Below are 17698 nucleotides of genomic sequence, written 5' to 3'. Positions count from 1 at the left end.
TCTGCTTGCGGGAACGCGCTGCACGATCCACTGGTCCCGGCTCGCCGCATTTGCCGAAGTTTTCAACCAGCCGCGAATACGAGATTCCCTGTTCGTCAAGGATGGGCAATATTCGACTTGCGCTGGCGAGCTGGCGGCATTTGACCTCGCAGTCGACCTGATCGGGAGCCACGCAGGCGACTACATTGCTCAAGAGGTCTGCCGGCACGCGACCGTCGAAGGTCAGCGTTCGGGGTCAAACCGCCAGACCGGGCCTTCAGGTCTTGCCTTTGCCGGCGTGAGTGACAAGCTTCTGATGGCAATGCGGATCATGGAGGAGAATGTCGAATTTCCGCTCTCCATGGATGAGGTTGCGCATCGGGCCGGAGTGTCGCGGCGTCAACTGGAACGCTTGTTTGCTGCTCATATCGAGGTGCCGCCGGTGCGGCACTATCTGCGGATACGCACGGACCATGCCAAGCGCCTGATCGAAGGCACGCGCATGTCCATCATCGACATAGCCATCGCCTGCGGGTTCATGTCAGCCTCGCATTTTGCAAAGTGCTTCAGGGCCTTCAACGGGATATCGCCGCAACAGTGTCGAGCAATGGTGCCGGCCTGGGTAGGCCCCGGACTTGGATAGTTGATCGGCCAGGACCCTTGGTCGTTTTGGGGAAGGCCGTTTCGAATCCGTCAGCGCTTGACCCCGACGGGCTCATTTCCCAATCCGCCTGAATTGCTTGGGGGTCATCGAAAAGTGCTTCTTGAAACTGCTGCAGAAATGCGCAGTGTCGCTGAATCCTGTTTCATAGGCGATCTCCGTGACACTTCGCCGTCGGCTCGCCAGGAGTTCACGCGCTGCGAGTAGACGTATCCGTCGCCAGAACACGGCTGGCGCGGATTGCAGGTCTGCGAGGAAGGCGCGATTCAGGCGCGCCTTGGAAGTGTTCAGGGAATGCGCGAGTTCCTCGATCGAGCATGGCGCATCGATGCGGGTCTCCATCACCTTCACCGCCTCTACGGTCAGTCGCGATGCCGCCCCGAGTGCCTCCTCGTAAGGTTTCGTCCGCAAGGCGATGCGCGGTTCCTCGGGTTTGAAGAGAAGGTAATTGAGGGCTTTTTGCGCCCTGCCGGCATTGCTGTAGTGCGCGATCAGGAAGGCCGCGACCTCAATCGCCACGATGCTCCCCGGGCATGTAACGATATTTCCATCGATGACATAGTTTTGGTTGGTGACCGGGCTGGCATGGTGGTACCTCGCCACGAACTCGCCCAGCGTGTCAAAGTGCAAAGCGCATTCGCGATGCCTGAGAAGCCCTGCCTGTGCCAGCACAAAGCTGCCCGTGCACAGGCCGATGATGGGGATGCCGCGCCTGTCCGCTGCCTGCAGGTAATCGAATGTCGCCGCATGGATCGTTTCCATATCCCGGACCAGCCCGCCGCACACGGCCAGGCAGTCGTATGTGGCTGGATCATCCAGGTTTCCCGTCGCGGCCATCTCTAGGCCGCAGCTTGCGCGCACCGGTAGCGGCCCCGCCGCAATGAAATCCCAGGCGAAATAGACCTGCCGGCTCTGATCCTGCCGGTCAGCGGCCAATCGAAGCGCATCCACGAAGCTCGCCATCGGCGTCAGGGTGAAGCTCGGACAAAGAATGATGCCGACCTTCAGATAGGGCAGCCCGACGCGATCAGGCGTTTTCAGTGCGGGTGTCAAATCCGGGCGCCTTTCCAACGCAGAGCACGCCAGCGCAATTCTTATGAAAAACGTGTCGCAATCACAATTCGTGAATTTCGCAGACCGCTAATGTTTGACCATCCAACGAGTGAGCGCTCGCGAGCAGAGACTCCCCTGACATGACGTTGACGCCGGCTTTTTCCAAAATCCTCGAGCCGCTCCAGCTGCGCCACAAGACGCTCCGCAACCGCATCAACTTCGGCGCTCATACCGCCAACATGGCCGAAGATGGCATGCCCGGAGCGCGCCACCTGGGCTACTACCTGGAACGGGCCAGGGGAGGCGCGGCCATGATCGTGGTCGAGCCGATGCCGGTCCACCGGACGGCTCGGCTGACGCGCGGCAATTTCCGACATGATGACGATGCGGTGATCCCTGGCTTCAGGGCGATCACCGACGCCTGCAAGGCGGAAGGCGCGGTGATGATCCACCAGCTGTATCACGTCGGCCAGCACGGAGATTACGACAATTCCTATAGTCCGAATTGGTCTCCCTCGGGCCTGCCGTCTTATCACGATGGGGACGGCAGCCATCGTATGCGTGAAGCCGAGATCGAGGAGATCATCGAAAGCTTTGTTGGCGCCGCTGTCCGGGCCAAGAAATGCGGCTTCGACGGGGTGGAGTTGTTCGGCCCCTACAACTCGCTGATCGAGCAATTCTGGCTGCCATGGTCGAACCGGCGCGACGACCGCTGGGGCGGCAGGTTCGAAAACAGGATGCGGTTCTCGACCGAGATCACCTCGCGCATCCGTTCGGTGACCGGCGATGGGTTCATCATCGGCCTAGCCTCGAGCATCGACGCCTCGGTTGAAGTCGGGATGAACACGGAGCTGCTCCAGGAGATTGCCGCCTATCATGATGCGCGCGCCCTGATCGACTACATCAGCTGCGGCACCGGCAGTTACTTCGATCACTCCTCGGTCATGCCGACGTTCCTCTTCCCCGACAAGCTCGGCGCCCCCAACGCCCATGCGTTGAAGGAGGTCTGCAAACACACCCGCGTCCAGGCCGAAAGCCATATCCGCACACCCGAAAATGCCAACGAGGTTATCTCGTCGCGCCAGGCCGACATGGTCAGCATCGTGCGCGGCCAGATCGCGGATCCGCACTGGGTCAACAAGGTGGCCAGCGGCCGCGACGCCGACATTCGCGGCTGCATCTCATGCAACCAGATGTGTTGGGGAAGGCGCTCCAGGGACTATTGGATCTCGTGCCTCGTCAACCCCTCGGCCGGCCGCGAATTCGAATGGGGTGGCGACCGCTTCGCGCCGAGCATGCAGCCGAAGCGCGTCTTGGTGGTCGGGGGCGGACCGGCAGGGCTCGAAGCGGCCCGCGTTGCCGCCGAGCGCGGCCACAGCGTCACGCTCGCGGAGGCCGGCCCGCAACTCGGCGGACAGTTCAGGCTCGCGGGTTTGCAGGCGCGGCGGTCTCAAATCCTGGAATTGATCAACTGGTACGAACGGCAGTTGACCAGACTGGGCGTCAGTCTGCTGTTCAATACACCGCTCGATGCCGGGGAGGTCGCCGGCCGCGACTTCGAGGAAATCGTCATCGCGACGGGCTCGCAACCCGCCGGCACGGGCTTCCAGCGTGGACTGCCTGGGCAGGACCGCCTTCCAGGGGTCGACTTGCCCAATGTCTGGTCAGTCGAGGATGTGATGACCCGGACGGCACGCCTGGGCGACCATGTGCTCCTCATCGATGACACGGGTGATTGGCGGGGCCTCGGCACCGCGCTCGAAATCGTGGCGCGTGGCCATCGCGTCACCGTGGTTACGTCCTGGCCAGTGGTAGGCCGTTTCCTGCAACGCACGGAAAGCGACGGCGTTGCGCGCGCCCGGCTGAAGAGCGCGGGCGGCGACTGGATAACCGACGCGGTGGTCAAGGCATGGCATGGCGACGGCGCGACGGTCAGGTGCCATCTCGATGGGACCGAAACCGTGATCGATGCCGACACACTCGTCCTGGCCACCACCAACGTATCCGACACGGGGGTACGGGACGATCTCGAGGAACAGGCGCCCGCGCTGAAACCGAAGGTCATCGGCGACGCGCTGGCGCCGCGGCTTGCCGTGGCGGCGATCTACGAGGGGAGGGTGCTTGGCCAGTCGATCTAGACCGGCAGCCAGCCGACATTGTTGGCCGGGTCGGGCAGAGAGGCGGCGGTCCTGAGGTCCGAGAAACCGGCCGCTATGCAGGGGTTCGACATTTGGTTTGGGCAGCGCGTGAGAGACAAGCAATCATCAACAGGGAGCACTCAAAATGAAGTTTTTCAAAAGCGGCGGAACCCGCGTTCCAAAAGCGATAACGCGTATGGCGAAGGACGTTCGTGAGGGCCTTATGGACCGGCGCGAATTCCTCGCGATGGCCAGCGCATTCGGCGCATCAACTGCGGTTGCCTACGGCATGGTTGGCCTGGCCGCGCCGGCCCCGGCGTTCGCCGAGGAAGGCAAGAAGGGTGGAACGCTTCGCGTCGCCATGGTCGTGAAGCAACAGAAGGACCCGCGCACCTATGATTGGGTAGAGATGGCCAATATCAGCCGCGCCTGGCTGGAGCCGCTGGTCAGGTACACCCGCGAATTCACCTTCGAGCCGGTGCTTCTGGAAAGCTGGGAGGTCAACAGCGACGCCACCGAATACGTGCTCCATATCCGCAAGGGCGTGACCTGGAACAATGGCGACGCCTTCAACGCCGACGATGTCGTCCATAGCTTCAACCGCTGGTGCGACAAGAAGGCGGCGGGCAATTCCATGGCCGCACGCGTCAACAGCCTGGTCGACCAGAAGACCGGCAAGGCGCGCGAGGGTGCCGTTACCAAGGTCGATGATCACACGGTCAAGCTCTCGCCGAGCGACCCGGATATCGCGCTCATTGCCGGTCTCACCGACTACCCCGCCTTGGTCGTGCACCGCAACTTTGACGCCGACGGCGCCAATCCGGTCACGAAACCGATCGGCACCGGTGCATTCGAGCTCGTCTCCTACGATGTCGGCCAGAAGGCAGTCTTGAAACGGCGCGAGAGCGGAAAATGGTGGAGCGGAGAAGCGATGCTCGATGGGATCGAGTTCATCGACTATGGAACCGACCCGAACGCGATGGTGAATGCCTTCGAGGCTGGCGAGGTTGACCTAAACAATGAAACTGGCGCGGACTATGTCGAGATCCTGGACGGGCTTGGACTTCACCAGACTGAGATCCAGACCGCGACGACGCTGGTTGCGCGCACCAACGTCACGCAAAAACCGTATGACGATAAGCGCGTGCGCAACGCGCTCCAGATGGCGGTCGACAACGACGTCGTCCTCCAACTGGGCTATGCCGGACGCGGGACAGTCGGCGAAAATCATTTCGTCAGCCCGATTCACCCCGAATACTACCCGCTGCCAAAGAAGGCGCGCGACGCGGCGGGAGCAAAGAAACTGATGGCGGAAGCCGGCCAGGCGGATTTCGAGCACGAGCTGATCACCGTCGACGATGACTGGAACAAGAGCACGGGGGACGCGATTGCCGCCCAGCTTCGCGACGCCGGCATCAAGGTCAAGCGCACGGTGCTGCCGGGCTCGACCTTCTGGAACGACTGGACGAAGTATCCTTACTCCGTCACCGTTTGGTACATGCGCCCGCTTGGCGTCCAGGTGCTGGCACTGGCGTTTCGAACGGGCGAGGCCTGGAACGAGACCGGCTACTCCGATCCGGAGTTCGACAAGAAGCTCAAGGAGGCTCTGTCGGTAAGCGCGCCCGAAAAGCGGCGGGAAGTGATGAAGGACATCGAGACCATAATCCAGGACTCGGGGATCATCATCCAGCCCTATTGGCAGAAGCTCTACAATCACATGAGCAAGAAGGTGAAGAACTACTCCATCCACCCGACCTTCCAGATGGATCTGGAGAAGGTCTGGCTGGAGCAAGACTGACGCTTTTGCTTTTCGCTGACGGCCAGTGGTGGCTGCGGATGCCCTTTCCCTAGGAAGGGCAATACTGTGCTCTCACGCAAGCATGAAGGTTGCCGCCCACCGACGTCGCGGACAGTCCGTTCCGGCTGGCCGCGGCGTCTTCGCGTTTTCACTCACCAAACCGACTGGGTAGTCTGCCCCACTACCTTCTTCCGGTATCTTTTGTGCGGCAGTCGAAACAGTCGTATCCTGTCCCGCCGTGACGGCCGCGGACGAATCATGAAGGTCTCGATGAGCGAGCAAAACCCACGTTCTGCGCGGGAACGCATGACGATCCTCGGCGATGTCGAGGCGGCATCCTTTCTTCCGTGGATCGAGCGTCATGCCGCCAAGCTCGGGCTCGCGCAGGCAATATGCGTCACCGGTCCCGACCGGATCGAACTCGAAGTTGCCGGCCCGGCCGAACTCATCGACATGATGGAGATGGGGTGCTCTCTTGGACCAATCGATGTCTGGGTCGAGACCATTCGCCGGGCGCCGATCGAGAGCGAATCGGGCTAGCTTTGCAGTCGCAGGTCTTGCCTGCCACGGCGTCATGCACCTTTTTTAGGCTATTGTTGCCAGTGAGGAAATGTTGTGCAAACGTAACCGAGCTTATTAGCATATCCTTGACCGCGAAGCCGCGCTCGGGAAGATGCTAGGTGTCGTTTGAAAGTTGATGCATGCCGCCCTATCCGACTGGCTCATGGATGCCTGTTGCCCTCTCCGCGGACCTGCCGGCGGGAACCGTAATCCCGGCGCAATCCCCAGCCGGGCCGATTGCCCTTTGGCGAAGCCGTTCCGGCCGTGCGGCGGCCTTCGCCGACAGATGCCCGCATCGCGGCATGCGCCTTTCCCATGGCTTCGTGCGCGGTGAGAGCCTGTCCTGCATCTATCACGGCTGGAGCTATGCCCAGGCGGGAAACTGCCTGCGCATTCCGGCCCATCCGGCACTGGCGCCGCCGGACACGATTCGTGTCGCGACGCAGCCCGTCGAGGACGGCGGCGGTATCATGTGGATTTCCGTTGGCGAACCCGCCGCCGGGCCGCCCCGGTTCGAGGGCCTCGCCCCCCTGCGCTCGATGATGGTGGAAGCGGACATCGCGGCGCTGGAGGCGGTCGCGGGCACCAAGGCCGACGGAGGCCTGCTCGGCTACACCGAGAATGCCCGGACCGTCCAGCTGCTGCTTGCTCCGCAAGGGAAGGCGCGGACGCTGATGCATGTTCTGGTGGACCAGGGCAGCAGTCAGGCCGAGCGTATCGCCGCATCGAGGGCCGCAGAGGCGCTGCGGCGGGCGGCCGAGGATAATTCGCGCGGCGGGATCGCCCGATGACCCGTAACGCGATGATCGACGAATGGTATCCGGTCGGCCTTGCCAGCCAGCTTGACGCGCATGGACGCAAGACGGCCCTCATGGGCGAGCCGATCGAGCTGAGGCGCGGCGAAGACGGGAACGCGACGGTGACCGGCGGCAACGGACGTGCCCTGCCGGCCTGCATCCGCTATGGCCATGTCTGGTCGTCGCTCGGCGACCCGCAAAAGCCGTTGTTTGCAATCCCCGAGGCCGATCAGCCCGGCCGCCGGCTCGTCGATGTCGGGGTGGTGCGCGTGCGCTGCTCGCCGCTGCGCGCGGTGGAGAACTTCCTCGACATTGCGCATTTTCCTTTCGTGCACACCGACATATTGGGGGCCGAACCGCACACCGAGGTGCAGAACTACAAGGTCGAGATCCGGGAGGACGAAGACGAGGTTTGGGCGACCCAGGTGAAGTTCTACCAGCCGCAGGCCGCCAAGTCGGCGGAGGGCGGCATCACCACGGAATACATGTATCGCGTGCCCGCGCCGACCTGCTCGATCCTCTACAAGACCTGCCCGCCGCGCCCGGGTGAATGGGACGTCATCACGCTTTTCGTGCAGCCGCTTGCCGAAGATCTGTGCGATGTCTGGCCATGGATGGCGCTGTTCGACGACGAAACGCCGATGACGGACCTCATCCACTTCCAGCAGACGATCTTCGTCCAGGACCGGTCAATCCTCGAAAACCAGATTCCGGGGCTGCTGCCGCTGGATCCCGGCATGGAGATCCCCACGAGAGCGGACCTCACCTCGGTTGCCTACCGGCGCTGGCTGAAACGTCATGGCTACACCTACGGCGCGCAACTGGTGGCGCAATGAAGCTCTTCGACTACGTGCTGTCGCCGAGCTGCTACAAGGTGCGCCTCATGGCTGCGCTGACCGGGGTGACGCTCGACATCCGCCCTGTCGACTTCCATCCCGGTGTCGAGCATCGCGGTCCTGAGCTCATGGCGCTGAACCCGGCGGGTTCGATCCCGATCCTGGAGGATGGCGATCTTGTCCTCACCGAATCCTCGGCCATGCTGGTCTACCTCGCCGCCAAGGTGGCGCCGCAATGGCTGGGCAACGATACGGCCGGGCAGGCGGCGCGCGTCCAGCAATGGCTTTCCTTCGCGCACCGGCTTACCGCCAGCCTGGGCGCCGCGCGCCTGCACGAGATGCTGCTGCGTCCGGGCAATATCGCTGTCCTCCAAGGGCAGGGGGTAGCGGCCCTGCGGGAGCTGGAGGCTGGCCTTGTCGAACAGCAGATCCGCGGCCAGCGCTTCCTTGCGTCGAACCGGCCGACGATCGCCGACATCGCCTGCTTTCCCTATGTGGCGCTGGCGCCGGACGGCGGTGTTTCGCTCGATCCCTATCCTGCGATCCGGCTCTGGTCGCGGGCGATCCGCGCCATCGATGGCTTCATCGAGATGCCCGGCATCCACCGGCTGCACGAACTGAAGCCCGAGCCCGTGCCAGAAGTCGGCGAGGCCTGACGTGGCTGGCTATCTGTTGAAGAACTGCGCTGCGGTCATCGTCGACGAGGGCAACGGTCCTGACGTCCGGCGCAATGTCGATGTCCTGACCGACGGCCCGGCGATACGCGCCATCGGCGAAGGTATCGACAAGGCGGAGCTGCCCGCCGGGACGGTAGCGTGGGACGCCGCCGGCTGGTTTGTCTATCCCGGCCTCGTCAACACCCATCACCACTTCTTTCAATGCTTCGTGCGCAACCGCGCCGATCTGGACTGGACGAAGCTGTCGGTCATCGAATGGCTCGACCGCATCTATCCCGTCTTCTCGCGGCTGACCGAGGAATGCTTCTACCACGCGTCGGTCACAGCGATGGCCGAGTTGATAAAGCACGGCTGCACGACGGCGTTCGACCATCAGTATTGCTTTCCGCGGCATGCCGGCAAACGGCTGGTCGACCGGCAGTTCGAAGCGGCCGAACTCCTCGGCATGCGCTTCCATGCCGGACGCGGCGGCAACACGCTGCCGAAATCGGAAGGCTCGACCATCCCCGACGCGATGCTGGAAACGACCGACGAGTTCATCGCCGACTGCGCCCGGCTGATCGACGCCTATCATGATGCCGGTCCTTTCAGCACGCGCCAGGTCGTCGTCGCGCCCTGCCAGCCGGTCAACTGCTATCGCGAGACCTTCGTGGAATCGGTGGCGCTGGCGCGCGACCGCGGGGTGCGCCTGCATACCCATGTCGGCGAGGGCGAAAGCCCGGTCATCGAGGCCCGTCACGGCATGCGCACGGTGGACTATTGCGCGGAGATCGGCTTCTGCGGGCCGGATGCGTTCTATGCCCATTGCTGGGAACTGACCCACGACGAGTTGCGCAAGATGGCCGCCAGCGGCACCGGCGTCGCTCACTGCCCGGAGCCGGTCTATCTCGTCGGCGCCGAAATCACCGACATTCCGGCGATGTCGGCCTTCGGGCTCAATGTGGGTCTGGGCTGCGACGGCGCCGCCTCGAACGACAATTCCAACCTGATGCACTGCATCCATTCCGCCTACATGCTGCAATGCCTGGCGGCGTCGACGCGCGGCCATCCGGTGCCGCCGCCGGCCGATTTTCTCGGCTATGCGACGACCGGGGGCGCGGCGCTGCTCGGGCGCGGCGACATCGGCAGGCTGGCGCCCGGCATGGCCGCCGACCTATTCGCCATCGACACGCGGCGCATGGACTATGTCGGCACCAGGCACGATCCGCTGAGCCTGCTGGCCAAGGTGGGCATCGGCGCGCCGACCGACATGACCATGATCAACGGCCGCATCGTCTGGGCCAAGGGCGAGTTCCCGGGCCTCGACGAGGCCCGGCTGTTCGCGCAAGCCGAGGCGGCGCTCGCGACGGTGGAATTTTAGCAACCAAAACAAGGGGAACCGACATGCTGACAAAACTTACCCGCAGAACGTTGATGAAGGGCGCGGCCGCCTCCGGGCTCGTCGCCGCGGTGGCCGGCCGCGCGTTTGCCGCCGACGAACCTCTGGGTATCGTGCTTGTGGTCCCGTCGCCGGTCGGCGATGTCGGCTGGGGCCGCGCGCTCGCCGACGGGCTCGAGCCGGTGAAGGCGGCCTACGGCGACAAGGTGAAGGTGACCGTCATCGAGAACATTCAGGAAGGACCCGATGCCGACCGGATCATGAACAAGGCGGTCGCCGACGGCAACAAGTTCCTGATCGCCGGCTCCTTCGGCTACCAGAATGGCGCCCTGCAGATCGCACGCCGCAATCCCGACGTCACCGTGCTGCACGCTTCCGGTTTCCAGGTGGCGCCGAACTTCTCGCCCTTCGCGGCCCAGTATTCCCAGGGCACCTACCTGATGGGCATGGCGGCAGCCGCGCTTTCAAAGACCGGCAAGCTCGGCTCGGTCTCCGCCTTCGCCATTCCCGAGCTGATCACCTCCATCAACGCCTTCACGCTCGGAGCGCAGGCGGTGAGGCCCGATGTCGAGGTTTCGGTCGTATGGGTGAACTCCTGGTTCGATCCGGCCAAGGAGCAGGAGGCCGCCAAGGCGCTGTTGGCGCAGAAATGCGATGTGATCTTTTCCAACGCGCAGGACACGCCCTCCGTCGTCTCGGCCTGCGAGGAGGCCGGCGTTCCCGCCTTCAACCTCAACTCGTCGATGAAGAAATACGCGCCCAAAACCTATCTTGGCTGTGTTGCGACCGACTGGTCGCCCTTCTTCAAGGCCTCGGTCGACGCCCACATCGCCGGCACCTTCAAGGGTGGCAACGCTTTCCTGGGTGTCGGCGACAAGGTTGTCGAGGTCGTTGACTGGAACCCGGGTATCCCGGCCGACATGATGGCCAGAATCAAGGAGGTTGAAGCCAAGATCGCCGCCGGCAGCTTCTCGCCCTTTGCCGGTCCGATCGCCAAGGCCGATGGCAACGAGGGTGTCCCCGCCGGCAAGACGATGACCGAGGCCGAGATCCTGGCCATGGACTGGCACGTCAAGGGTGTCACCACGCCGCTGCCCAAGTGACCATGACCGTCCCGCTCCTGTCGCTGCGCGGCATCTCCAAGAGCTACGGCCAGATCCATGCCAATCGAGACATCGATCTGGACGTGGCTCCGCGCTCGATCCACGCGATCCTCGGCGAAAACGGAGCGGGCAAGTCGACGCTGATGAAGCTGATCTACGGCGTCGAGCAGCCCGACGCCGGAACGGTGATCTGGAAAGGCGAACCCCTGGCCCTCGCGTCCCCGGCAGATGCGAGGCGCAAGGGGATCGGCATGGTGTTCCAGCATTTCTCCCTGTTCGAGACGCTGACGGTGGTGGAGAACATCCGGCTGGTTGTGCCCGCAAGCAAATCGGATCTTGCGCAACGCATCCGTGCGCTCGGCCGCGCCTTCGGACTTGAAGTCGATCCGCTCGCCCATGTGCACGCGCTCTCGGTCGGGGAGCGGCAGCGGGTGGAAATCATCCGCTGCCTGATGACCGAACCCCAGCTCCTGATCCTCGACGAACCGACTTCCGTCCTGCCGCCGCAATCGGTGGACAAGCTGTTCGAGACGTTGCGGCGGCTGCGCGATGGCGGCGTTTCCATCCTGTTCATCTCGCATAAGCTGGAGGAGATCCGCGCGGTCTGCGACCATGCGACCATCCTGCGCGGCGGCCGCGTCACCGGCAATGTGGACCCGCGCGACCATGACGCGCACGACCTCGCCCGCATGATGATCGGCCGCGACATGCCGCAGCCCATGCCGGCGGTCGCGCATTCCGGCGGAGACAAGCGCCTCGAGATCGTCGGCCTCGACCATCGGCCGGACGACCCCTTCGCCGTGCCGCTTTCCGACGTCAACCTGACGGTGCGGGGCGGCGAGATCCTCGGCATCGCGGGCATATCGGGCAACGGCCAGAGCGAACTCGCGGCGCTGATCTCGGGCGAGACGGTGCTGCCGCGCGAAAAGTCCGACCGTATCTTCATGATGGGAAAGGATGTCGGCGCGCTCGATGCGGCGGCACGCCGCCGGCTGGGCTTCGCTTTCGTCCCTGAGGAGCGGCTCGGCCGCGGCGCGGTGCCGGAAATGTCGCTCGTCCTCAACAGCCTTCTGACCGCCCATCCGTTCGGCCTGCTGAAACGCGGCCTTGTCGACACGGCCCGGGCGAAAGCTTTCACCGAGGACTGCATCCGCCAATACGACGTGCGAACGCCAGGTTCCGAAGCGGAGGCCGGCGCGCTCTCGGGGGGCAATCTGCAGAAGTTCATCGTCGGCCGCGAGATCATGCTGTCGCCGAAATTGCTGTTCGTGGCGCAACCGACCTGGGGCGTGGACGTCGGCGCGGCCTCCGCCATCCGCCGGCGCCTCGTCGCCTTGCGCAACGAAGGCATGGGCATCCTCGTCATCTCGGAGGAACTGGAGGAGCTGTTCGAACTCTGCGATTCGATCCAGGTGATCCATCAGGGCCGGCTGAGCCCGCCATTGGTGACGCGCGACACCAGACCCGAGGAGATCGGCCGCTACATGATCGGCGCACATTCGACGGCCAGGAAAGTCCCTGCATGATCGCTCTCTCCAGGCCGTTCCTTCCCGTTCTGGTTCGCCGGGAGCATGCCTCGCTTACCGTGAAGCTGGTCGCCCCGCCCGTGGCGCTCGGCCTGGCGACTCTCCTCAATCTCGGGCTCTACCTCCTGATGGGCCGCGATCCGGTGGCCGTTTTCCACACGATGCTTCTGGAACCTTTCCTGTCCTGGGCCTCGTTCTCGGAAGTCCTGCTCAAGACCGGGCCGCTCCTGCTCATCGCGCAGGGGCTTGCGATCGGCTTTCGCGCAAAGGTCTTCAACATTGGCGCCGAGGGCCAGTTCGTCCTCGGCGCGATCTTCGCATCGGCCATCCCCATCTGGTTTCCAGCGGCGACGGGCCAGTGGATCTGGCCCTCCATGCTCGTCATCGGTGCGTTGGGCGGCGCGCTGTGGGCATCGCTCACCGCCTTCTGGCGCGTCAGGCTCAACGCAAACGAGATTCTCGTGTCGCTCATGCTGGCGCTGGTTGCCGCGCAATTGCTCAACTATCTGCTTCTCGGCCCATGGAAGGATCCGAACGGCTTCAACTTCCCGCAATCGGTGATGTTCCAGTATGATGCGATGGTTCCGATCCTGATCCCCGGCACCCGCGTCAATGTTTCGCTGCTTGTCGCCTTCGCATTCTCCCTCGCCGCCTGGATCTTCATGCAGAAGAGTTTCGCTGGCTACAAGCTGCAGGTCGGCGGCCTCGCGCCGCACGCGGCCGGATACGCCGGCTTCAACGAAGGGCGCGCGATCTGGCTTTCGCTGCTCATCGGCGGCTTCGCGGCAGGTCTCGCCGGAGCGGCCGAGGTGGCTGGCCCGCTTGGTCAGTTGCAGCGCTCCATCTCGACCGGCTACGGCTACGCCGCCATCATCGTCGCCTATCTCGGTGGCCTTCACCCGGTCGGTATCGTCTTTTCCGCGCTGCTGATGGCGGCCCTCTACATCGGTGGCGATAACGCCATGGTCTCGGCAAATCTGCCGGTCGCAGCGGTCCGGGTCTTCCAGGGCAGCCTGCTGCTCGCCTATCTCGTCGCCATCGCCTTCGTCCGCTACCGGCTCGTCTGGCGCCATGCCGTCCACGGAAGCACGTCATGAACGCCGTCGAGTTCATCGTCGCCGGGATGCTGGCGGCGGCCACGCCGTTCCTACTGGCGGCGCTCGGCGAACTGGTGGCCGAGCGGGCCGGCGTCCTCAACCTCGGCATCGAGGGGCTGATGGCCCTCGGGGCGGTCATCGCCTTCATCGTCGTCCATCAAGGCGGCGGGCATCTCCTCGGTTTCCTCGCCGCTGGCCTCGCCAGCGCTGCTCTTTCCCTTGTCTTTGCTGTCATCGCGCTGGGATTCCGCGCCAACCAGGTCGCGGTGGGCCTCGCCATCGGCATACTCGGCCAGGGCCTCTCGGCGCTGTTCGGCAAGAGCTATGAAAGCCTCACGGTCAAGGGGCTGCCGAAGCTTTCGTTGCCCTGGCTTGCGGATATCCCGGTCTTCGGCGGCCTGTTCGCCCAGGACGTTGTCGTGTGGCTTTCGCTTGCCGCGACCGTCGCCATCTGGGCGATGTTCGCCTACACCAAGACCGGCCTCGTCGTTCGCGCCGTCGGTGAGAACCCCAAGGCGGCGCATGCGCTCGGCTATCCGGTGATCGCCGTACGCTTCGCAGCCGTCGCCTTCGGCGGTGTGCTGGCGGGTTTCGCCGGCGCCTACGCAGCCGTGGTCTACACGCCGCTGTGGGCCGATGGCATGATCGCCGGGCGCGGCTGGATTGCGATTGCGCTCGTCGTCTTTGGCACATGGCTCACCAGCCGGATCTTCCTCGGCGCCTGCCTCTTCGGCGCCGTGTCCCTGGCAAGCCTGGCGGCCCAGGCGACCGGGCTGGGCGTTTCCTCGCAACTTCTGTCGAGCCTGCCCTATCTCGTGACAATCATCGTACTTGGCATCATCTCGTCGAACCGGCGCCTGCTCAAGCTCAACGGCGTGGCTTCGCTCGGAGAGTCTTTCGAGCGATAGGTACGCAGCACCCCCGGCGGCCCCCTCATTGCGGCGGAAAGAAGCACTGGAACCAGGAGAGTCGACATCGCATGAGGATATCTCTATATACCGGCGGCTTCGGCGACGCGCCCTGGGTATTGTGCGGTCGACGGCGCTGCGAATGTGCTGACCTCTATTGTGATGCAAATCGGTCTGAAAACCGGAAAAGCAAAATAGAAACAATAGTATGATGCTGGGTATCCCAGCCACCGCCACCATCATCCTCAACGATCAGAACGTGTTCCTTGAACCTTCCCACCTCTCGCACCCTGTGGACCTCGGGCAAGATCAACTTGCCGGGCGAGGCCGACTCGGCTGGAATGGGAGCATGCATCCTTTGCGGGATGCCGACGTTTATGATTACCAACCGGCATAGCCGCTAGGGAAAAGCAGTATGAGTGAACATGCGATCGAGTTCTTGCGGGAGTGGATTGGCGAGAAGGTTCACTGCCAGCACTCGCCGGCAAAGATCGAGACGCAGGCCGAGACCCTTGCCAAGGAGTGCGCGGCCAAGGCGGCCGAGGAGGGCATTCTTCTGGAGGACATCCAGGAAGAGGTCGGCGACATCAAGGAATTGATCGCATCGCGCCTCGAAGAGGCCGCCGAGGCCAGCGAGCAAGAGACCAATCCGGATAAGCCGTCCGAGTGATAGCCCGGCCCGGAGCAGCCGGGCGAGGGACGCCTGTCCCAGGCAGCGCCTACTGGTTCGGGAATCTGGCCTGAAGCCAGGCCTTCGGCAGCGCCGGCACGAAATTGCCGTCCCGCCCTGTCATGTCCTCATTGGCGACCAGCGCGTTGAGGATCGCTTCCTCCACTCCTTGCACCACCGCATCGAAAAACGGATCGATATCGACGTCAGGGACGAAATCGGCATGCGCGATCCGGCCTGACGGCGCCAGCGCGGCCTCCGGGTTGGCGGTAGAGAAGGCGAGAAAAATGTCGCCCGAACTGTGGTAGCCGTAGCCGCCGGTCATGGCGATGCCGAGCGGGACACGCCTCGCCAGCCGCTTCATCTGATGCGGCAGCAAGGGCGCGTCGGTGGCGACGATGGCGATGATCGAGCCCTTTTCGGCGCGCGGTGTGCCTTCGCGGATCGCCGGTTCGGCGAGATCCGGCCCGACGCGCTGGCCGCGCAGGGTGAAATTGCGCCGCTTGCCGAAATTCGCCTGCACGAACACCCCGACGGTGTAGCGGCTGTCCTGCCATGCGACGATGCGCGAGGCGGTGCCGGACCCGGCCTTGAAGCCGAACGAGATCATGCCGGTGCCGCCGCCGACGCTGCCTTCCTCGATTGCGCCGACGGCAGCGCTGTCGAGGGCGCCGGCCACATCGTCGAAGCTGACATGATGGCCATTGACGTCGTTGAGGAAGCCGTCATAGGTCTCCGCCGCCACCGGCAGGCCCCAGCCTGTGTCGAGCGCGGCCGGCAGCACCTTGTGCATCCAGCGCAGCGTGCCGTCGCGGGTGACGCCGCAGGAATGCGTGTTGGTGATGGTGACCGGGAAATTGAAGGCGCCGGTTTCCTCGATGATGTGCGACCCCGTCAGCTCGCCATTGCCGTTCTGGCTGAAGACCCCGGCAAGGACCGGCGTGGCGAGTTCCGCCTTCGGCCTGGGCAGGATGGCGGTCACGCCGGTGCGTACCGGCCCCTTGCCGACGACCAGCGGCCCGTCGCCCGAGATCAGCGTCGTGTAGCCCACTGACACGCCGGCCACGTCGGTGATGGCGTTGGACTCGCCCGGCGTGCCGTCGAAGCCGATGCCGAAATATCGGGCGCGTGGCCTTCCCGACGGCGTCGCAAGGTGCGGATCATGTCCTGTCATGCCGTACCTTAGAGCAATTCCAGGAAAAGTGCGTAGCGGTTTTCCATCCGGAATTGCGTCAAACCAAATACTTAGGGCGGTTCAGCGATTACATGAAAGGTTGACCGGCGCTAGAACAACGAGCCTTGATTGCCCGGCTCCCTGGTCTTGGCAGCGGGCTTGGCAGGCGCCTTCGGCCGCGCGGCGCCGCTGGTGGCGATCGCGTCGGCGCTGCCGTCGGCGAATTCCAGCGACAGCGCCGCCCCCGGCGCGACGTCCGCCGCCAGCTTGATCACCGCGCCTTCGGCATCCTTGACCAGCGCGAAGCCGCGCGCCAGCACCGCCTTGTGCGAAAGCGTCGACAAAAGCCGGTCGGCCTGGGTCAGGCTCGCGCGCAACCGGTCCAGCCTTCGCGCAATCGCATGGTCCTGGCGCCGTGTCAGCCCGGTCAGAGCATCGGCCTGCACCTTCTGTCGTCTTGCGATCGGCGCCGGCGACAGCCGTGCAGCGGTACGTTTGAACCGTGCCCGCCTTTCGCGCACGATGGCGAAGAAGGCAGCCTTCGCGCGCGCCAGATCGCGGCCGGTCAGCGTGCGCGCCTCGTTGATGCGGCGGGACAGTGTGGCGGGCGTCAGCCGCCGCCGCTCCAGCCTTGCCCGCTTGCGCTCGATGCTCACCGTCAGCGCCCGGGCGAGCCGGCTCGTCGCCTCGTCGAAGCGGCGGCGCGGCAGCGCCAGCAACTGGTCGGGCGAGGGCAACGCCCGCGCCGCTGCGCGTACCGCCTGGCGCTTGCGCTCGAAATTGCGCGAGGCCGCTGCCTTGAGCCGCGCGCCGAGGCTGGCTAGGGTCGCTTCGAGGTCGGCTTTGACCGGCACGGCCATTTCGGCCGCACCCGTCGGCGTCGGCGCCCGCATGTCGGCCGCGAAGTCGATCAGCGTCCAGTCCGTCTCGTGCCCGACGGCTGATATCACCGGGATGCGCGAGGCGGCGACCGCTCGCGCCAGACTTTCATCGTTGAAGCCCCAAAGGTCCTCGAGGCTGCCCCCGCCACGCGCCACGATCAGCACGTCGGGGTGGGGGATGGCGCCATCCCGGGTAAGCGCGTTGAAGCCATTGACCGCGCCAGTCACCTCCGTGCCGGCCGTCTCGCCCTGCACCCTGACCGGCCAGACCAGAACGTGCAGCGGGAAGCGATCCTTGATGCGGTGAATGATGTCGCGGATCACCGAGCCGGTCGGCGAGGTGACGACGCCGATGACGCTGGGCATGAACGGCAGCCGCCGCTTGCGGCCGGCATCGAACAGGCCTTCCGCCTGCAGCCGGCGCTTGCGCTCCTCGAGCAGCGCCATCAGCGCGCCGGCCC

Annotated in this window: 16 protein-coding genes; 13 read left to right on the top strand and 3 right to left on the bottom strand. The window is 64.4% G+C overall.

Features of this window, described 5'->3' with window-relative positions:
* Window positions 1–622, top strand: a 622-nt coding sequence (locus EOA33_RS39685; RefSeq protein ID WP_127405261.1) for a helix-turn-helix domain-containing protein, incomplete at its 5' end; no start/stop codon positions are given.
* Between the two features lie 72 nt (window positions 623–694).
* On the opposite strand, the gene EOA33_RS06570 is transcribed toward EOA33_RS39685, so the two are convergent.
* Window positions 695–1693: a helix-turn-helix domain-containing protein gene (locus EOA33_RS06570; protein WP_126056433.1), complete on the bottom strand. Its 999-nt coding sequence runs from the start codon at window positions 1691–1693 to the stop codon at window positions 695–697.
* A gap of 140 nt (window positions 1694–1833) precedes the next feature.
* On the opposite strand from EOA33_RS06570, the gene EOA33_RS06565 reads away from it, so the two are divergent.
* From EOA33_RS06565 to EOA33_RS06510, 12 genes are all read left to right on the top strand, one after another.
* Window positions 1834–3831: an FAD-dependent oxidoreductase gene (locus EOA33_RS06565; protein WP_126056432.1), complete on the top strand. Its 1998-nt coding sequence runs from the start codon at window positions 1834–1836 to the stop codon at window positions 3829–3831.
* A gap of 145 nt (window positions 3832–3976) precedes the next feature.
* Window positions 3977–5629 carry an ABC transporter substrate-binding protein gene (locus EOA33_RS06560; RefSeq protein ID WP_126056431.1) on the top strand — a complete coding sequence of 551 codons (1653 nt, stop codon included), beginning with the start codon at window positions 3977–3979 and terminating at the stop codon, window positions 5627–5629.
* 270 nt (window positions 5630–5899) lie between these two features.
* Window positions 5900–6169, top strand: coding sequence for an acylphosphatase (locus EOA33_RS06555; protein ID WP_126059235.1), 270 nt, complete (start codon window positions 5900–5902; stop codon window positions 6167–6169).
* 161 nt (window positions 6170–6330) lie between these two features.
* Window positions 6331–6981 carry a Rieske 2Fe-2S domain-containing protein gene (locus EOA33_RS06550; RefSeq protein WP_126056430.1) on the top strand — a complete coding sequence of 217 codons (651 nt, stop codon included), beginning with the start codon at window positions 6331–6333 and terminating at the stop codon, window positions 6979–6981.
* A complete protein-coding gene (locus tag EOA33_RS06545) occupies window positions 6978–7823 on the top strand; it encodes an aromatic ring-hydroxylating dioxygenase subunit alpha (RefSeq protein ID WP_126056429.1) in 846 nt (281 codons plus the stop codon). The genes EOA33_RS06550 and EOA33_RS06545 overlap by 4 nt, the downstream gene beginning before the upstream one ends.
* Window positions 7820–8479 carry a glutathione S-transferase family protein gene (locus tag EOA33_RS06540; protein ID WP_126056428.1) on the top strand — a complete coding sequence of 220 codons (660 nt, stop codon included), beginning with the start codon at window positions 7820–7822 and terminating at the stop codon, window positions 8477–8479. The genes EOA33_RS06545 and EOA33_RS06540 overlap by 4 nt, the downstream gene beginning before the upstream one ends.
* 1 nt (window position 8480) lies before the next feature.
* Window positions 8481–9860, top strand: a complete 1380-nt coding sequence (locus EOA33_RS06535; RefSeq protein WP_126056427.1) for an amidohydrolase — start codon at window positions 8481–8483, stop codon at window positions 9858–9860.
* A gap of 26 nt (window positions 9861–9886) precedes the next feature.
* Window positions 9887–10981, top strand: coding sequence for a BMP family ABC transporter substrate-binding protein (locus EOA33_RS06530; protein ID WP_190234217.1), 1095 nt, complete (start codon window positions 9887–9889; stop codon window positions 10979–10981).
* A 2-nt stretch (window positions 10982–10983) separates the two neighbouring features.
* Window positions 10984–12507 carry an ABC transporter ATP-binding protein gene (locus EOA33_RS06525; protein WP_127405259.1) on the top strand — a complete coding sequence of 508 codons (1524 nt, stop codon included), beginning with the start codon at window positions 10984–10986 and terminating at the stop codon, window positions 12505–12507.
* Window positions 12504–13604, top strand: coding sequence for an ABC transporter permease (locus EOA33_RS06520; protein ID WP_126056425.1), 1101 nt, complete (start codon window positions 12504–12506; stop codon window positions 13602–13604). Before EOA33_RS06525 ends, EOA33_RS06520 begins: the two co-directional genes overlap by 4 nt.
* Complete coding sequence (locus EOA33_RS06515; protein WP_126056424.1) at window positions 13601–14512, top strand: ABC transporter permease; 912 nt, start codon at window positions 13601–13603, stop codon at window positions 14510–14512. The genes EOA33_RS06520 and EOA33_RS06515 overlap by 4 nt, the downstream gene beginning before the upstream one ends.
* Window positions 14513–14927: 415 nt before the next feature.
* Window positions 14928–15182 carry a DUF768 domain-containing protein gene (locus EOA33_RS06510; protein WP_126056423.1) on the top strand — a complete coding sequence of 85 codons (255 nt, stop codon included), beginning with the start codon at window positions 14928–14930 and terminating at the stop codon, window positions 15180–15182.
* Window positions 15183–15231: 49 nt separating this feature from the next.
* Here EOA33_RS06510 and EOA33_RS06505 read toward each other — a convergent pair whose 3' ends face one another.
* Window positions 15232–16356 carry a P1 family peptidase gene (locus tag EOA33_RS06505; RefSeq protein ID WP_127405258.1) on the bottom strand — a complete coding sequence of 375 codons (1125 nt, stop codon included), beginning with the start codon at window positions 16354–16356 and terminating at the stop codon, window positions 15232–15234.
* Window positions 16357–16466: 110 nt separating this feature from the next.
* On the bottom strand, window positions 16467–17698 hold a 1232-nt coding region (gene xseA, locus EOA33_RS06500; protein ID WP_127405257.1), incomplete at its 5' end, for an exodeoxyribonuclease VII large subunit.

This window comes from Mesorhizobium sp. M4A.F.Ca.ET.050.02.1.1, assembly GCF_003997725.1.
Taxonomy (GTDB): Bacteria; Pseudomonadota; Alphaproteobacteria; order Rhizobiales; family Rhizobiaceae; genus Mesorhizobium.
The sequence above is the reverse complement of the archived record's forward strand: the minus strand, read 5'-3'. Positions and strand labels throughout refer to the sequence as shown.

Excerpts from the sequence above, each read along its gene's own strand:
- EOA33_RS06520 (WP_126056425.1), top strand. The coding sequence starts at position 12,504 with ATGATCGCTCTCTCCAGGCCGTTCCTTCCCGTTCTGGTTCGCCGGGAG.
- EOA33_RS06505 (WP_127405258.1), bottom strand. The coding sequence starts at position 16,356 with ATGACAGGACATGATCCGCACCTTGCGACGCCGTCGGGAAGGCCACGC.
- EOA33_RS06550 (WP_126056430.1), top strand. The coding sequence starts at position 6,331 with ATGCCGCCCTATCCGACTGGCTCATGGATGCCTGTTGCCCTCTCCGCG.
- EOA33_RS06525 (WP_127405259.1), top strand. The coding sequence starts at position 10,984 with ATGACCGTCCCGCTCCTGTCGCTGCGCGGCATCTCCAAGAGCTACGGC.
- EOA33_RS06560 (WP_126056431.1), top strand. The coding sequence starts at position 3,977 with ATGAAGTTTTTCAAAAGCGGCGGAACCCGCGTTCCAAAAGCGATAACG.
- EOA33_RS06555 (WP_126059235.1), top strand. The coding sequence starts at position 5,900 with ATGAGCGAGCAAAACCCACGTTCTGCGCGGGAACGCATGACGATCCTC.
- EOA33_RS06545 (WP_126056429.1), top strand. The coding sequence starts at position 6,978 with ATGACCCGTAACGCGATGATCGACGAATGGTATCCGGTCGGCCTTGCC.
- EOA33_RS06565 (WP_126056432.1), top strand. The coding sequence starts at position 1,834 with ATGACGTTGACGCCGGCTTTTTCCAAAATCCTCGAGCCGCTCCAGCTG.
- EOA33_RS06540 (WP_126056428.1), top strand. The coding sequence starts at position 7,820 with ATGAAGCTCTTCGACTACGTGCTGTCGCCGAGCTGCTACAAGGTGCGC.
- EOA33_RS06510 (WP_126056423.1), top strand. The coding sequence starts at position 14,928 with ATGAGTGAACATGCGATCGAGTTCTTGCGGGAGTGGATTGGCGAGAAG.
- EOA33_RS06515 (WP_126056424.1), top strand. The coding sequence starts at position 13,601 with ATGAACGCCGTCGAGTTCATCGTCGCCGGGATGCTGGCGGCGGCCACG.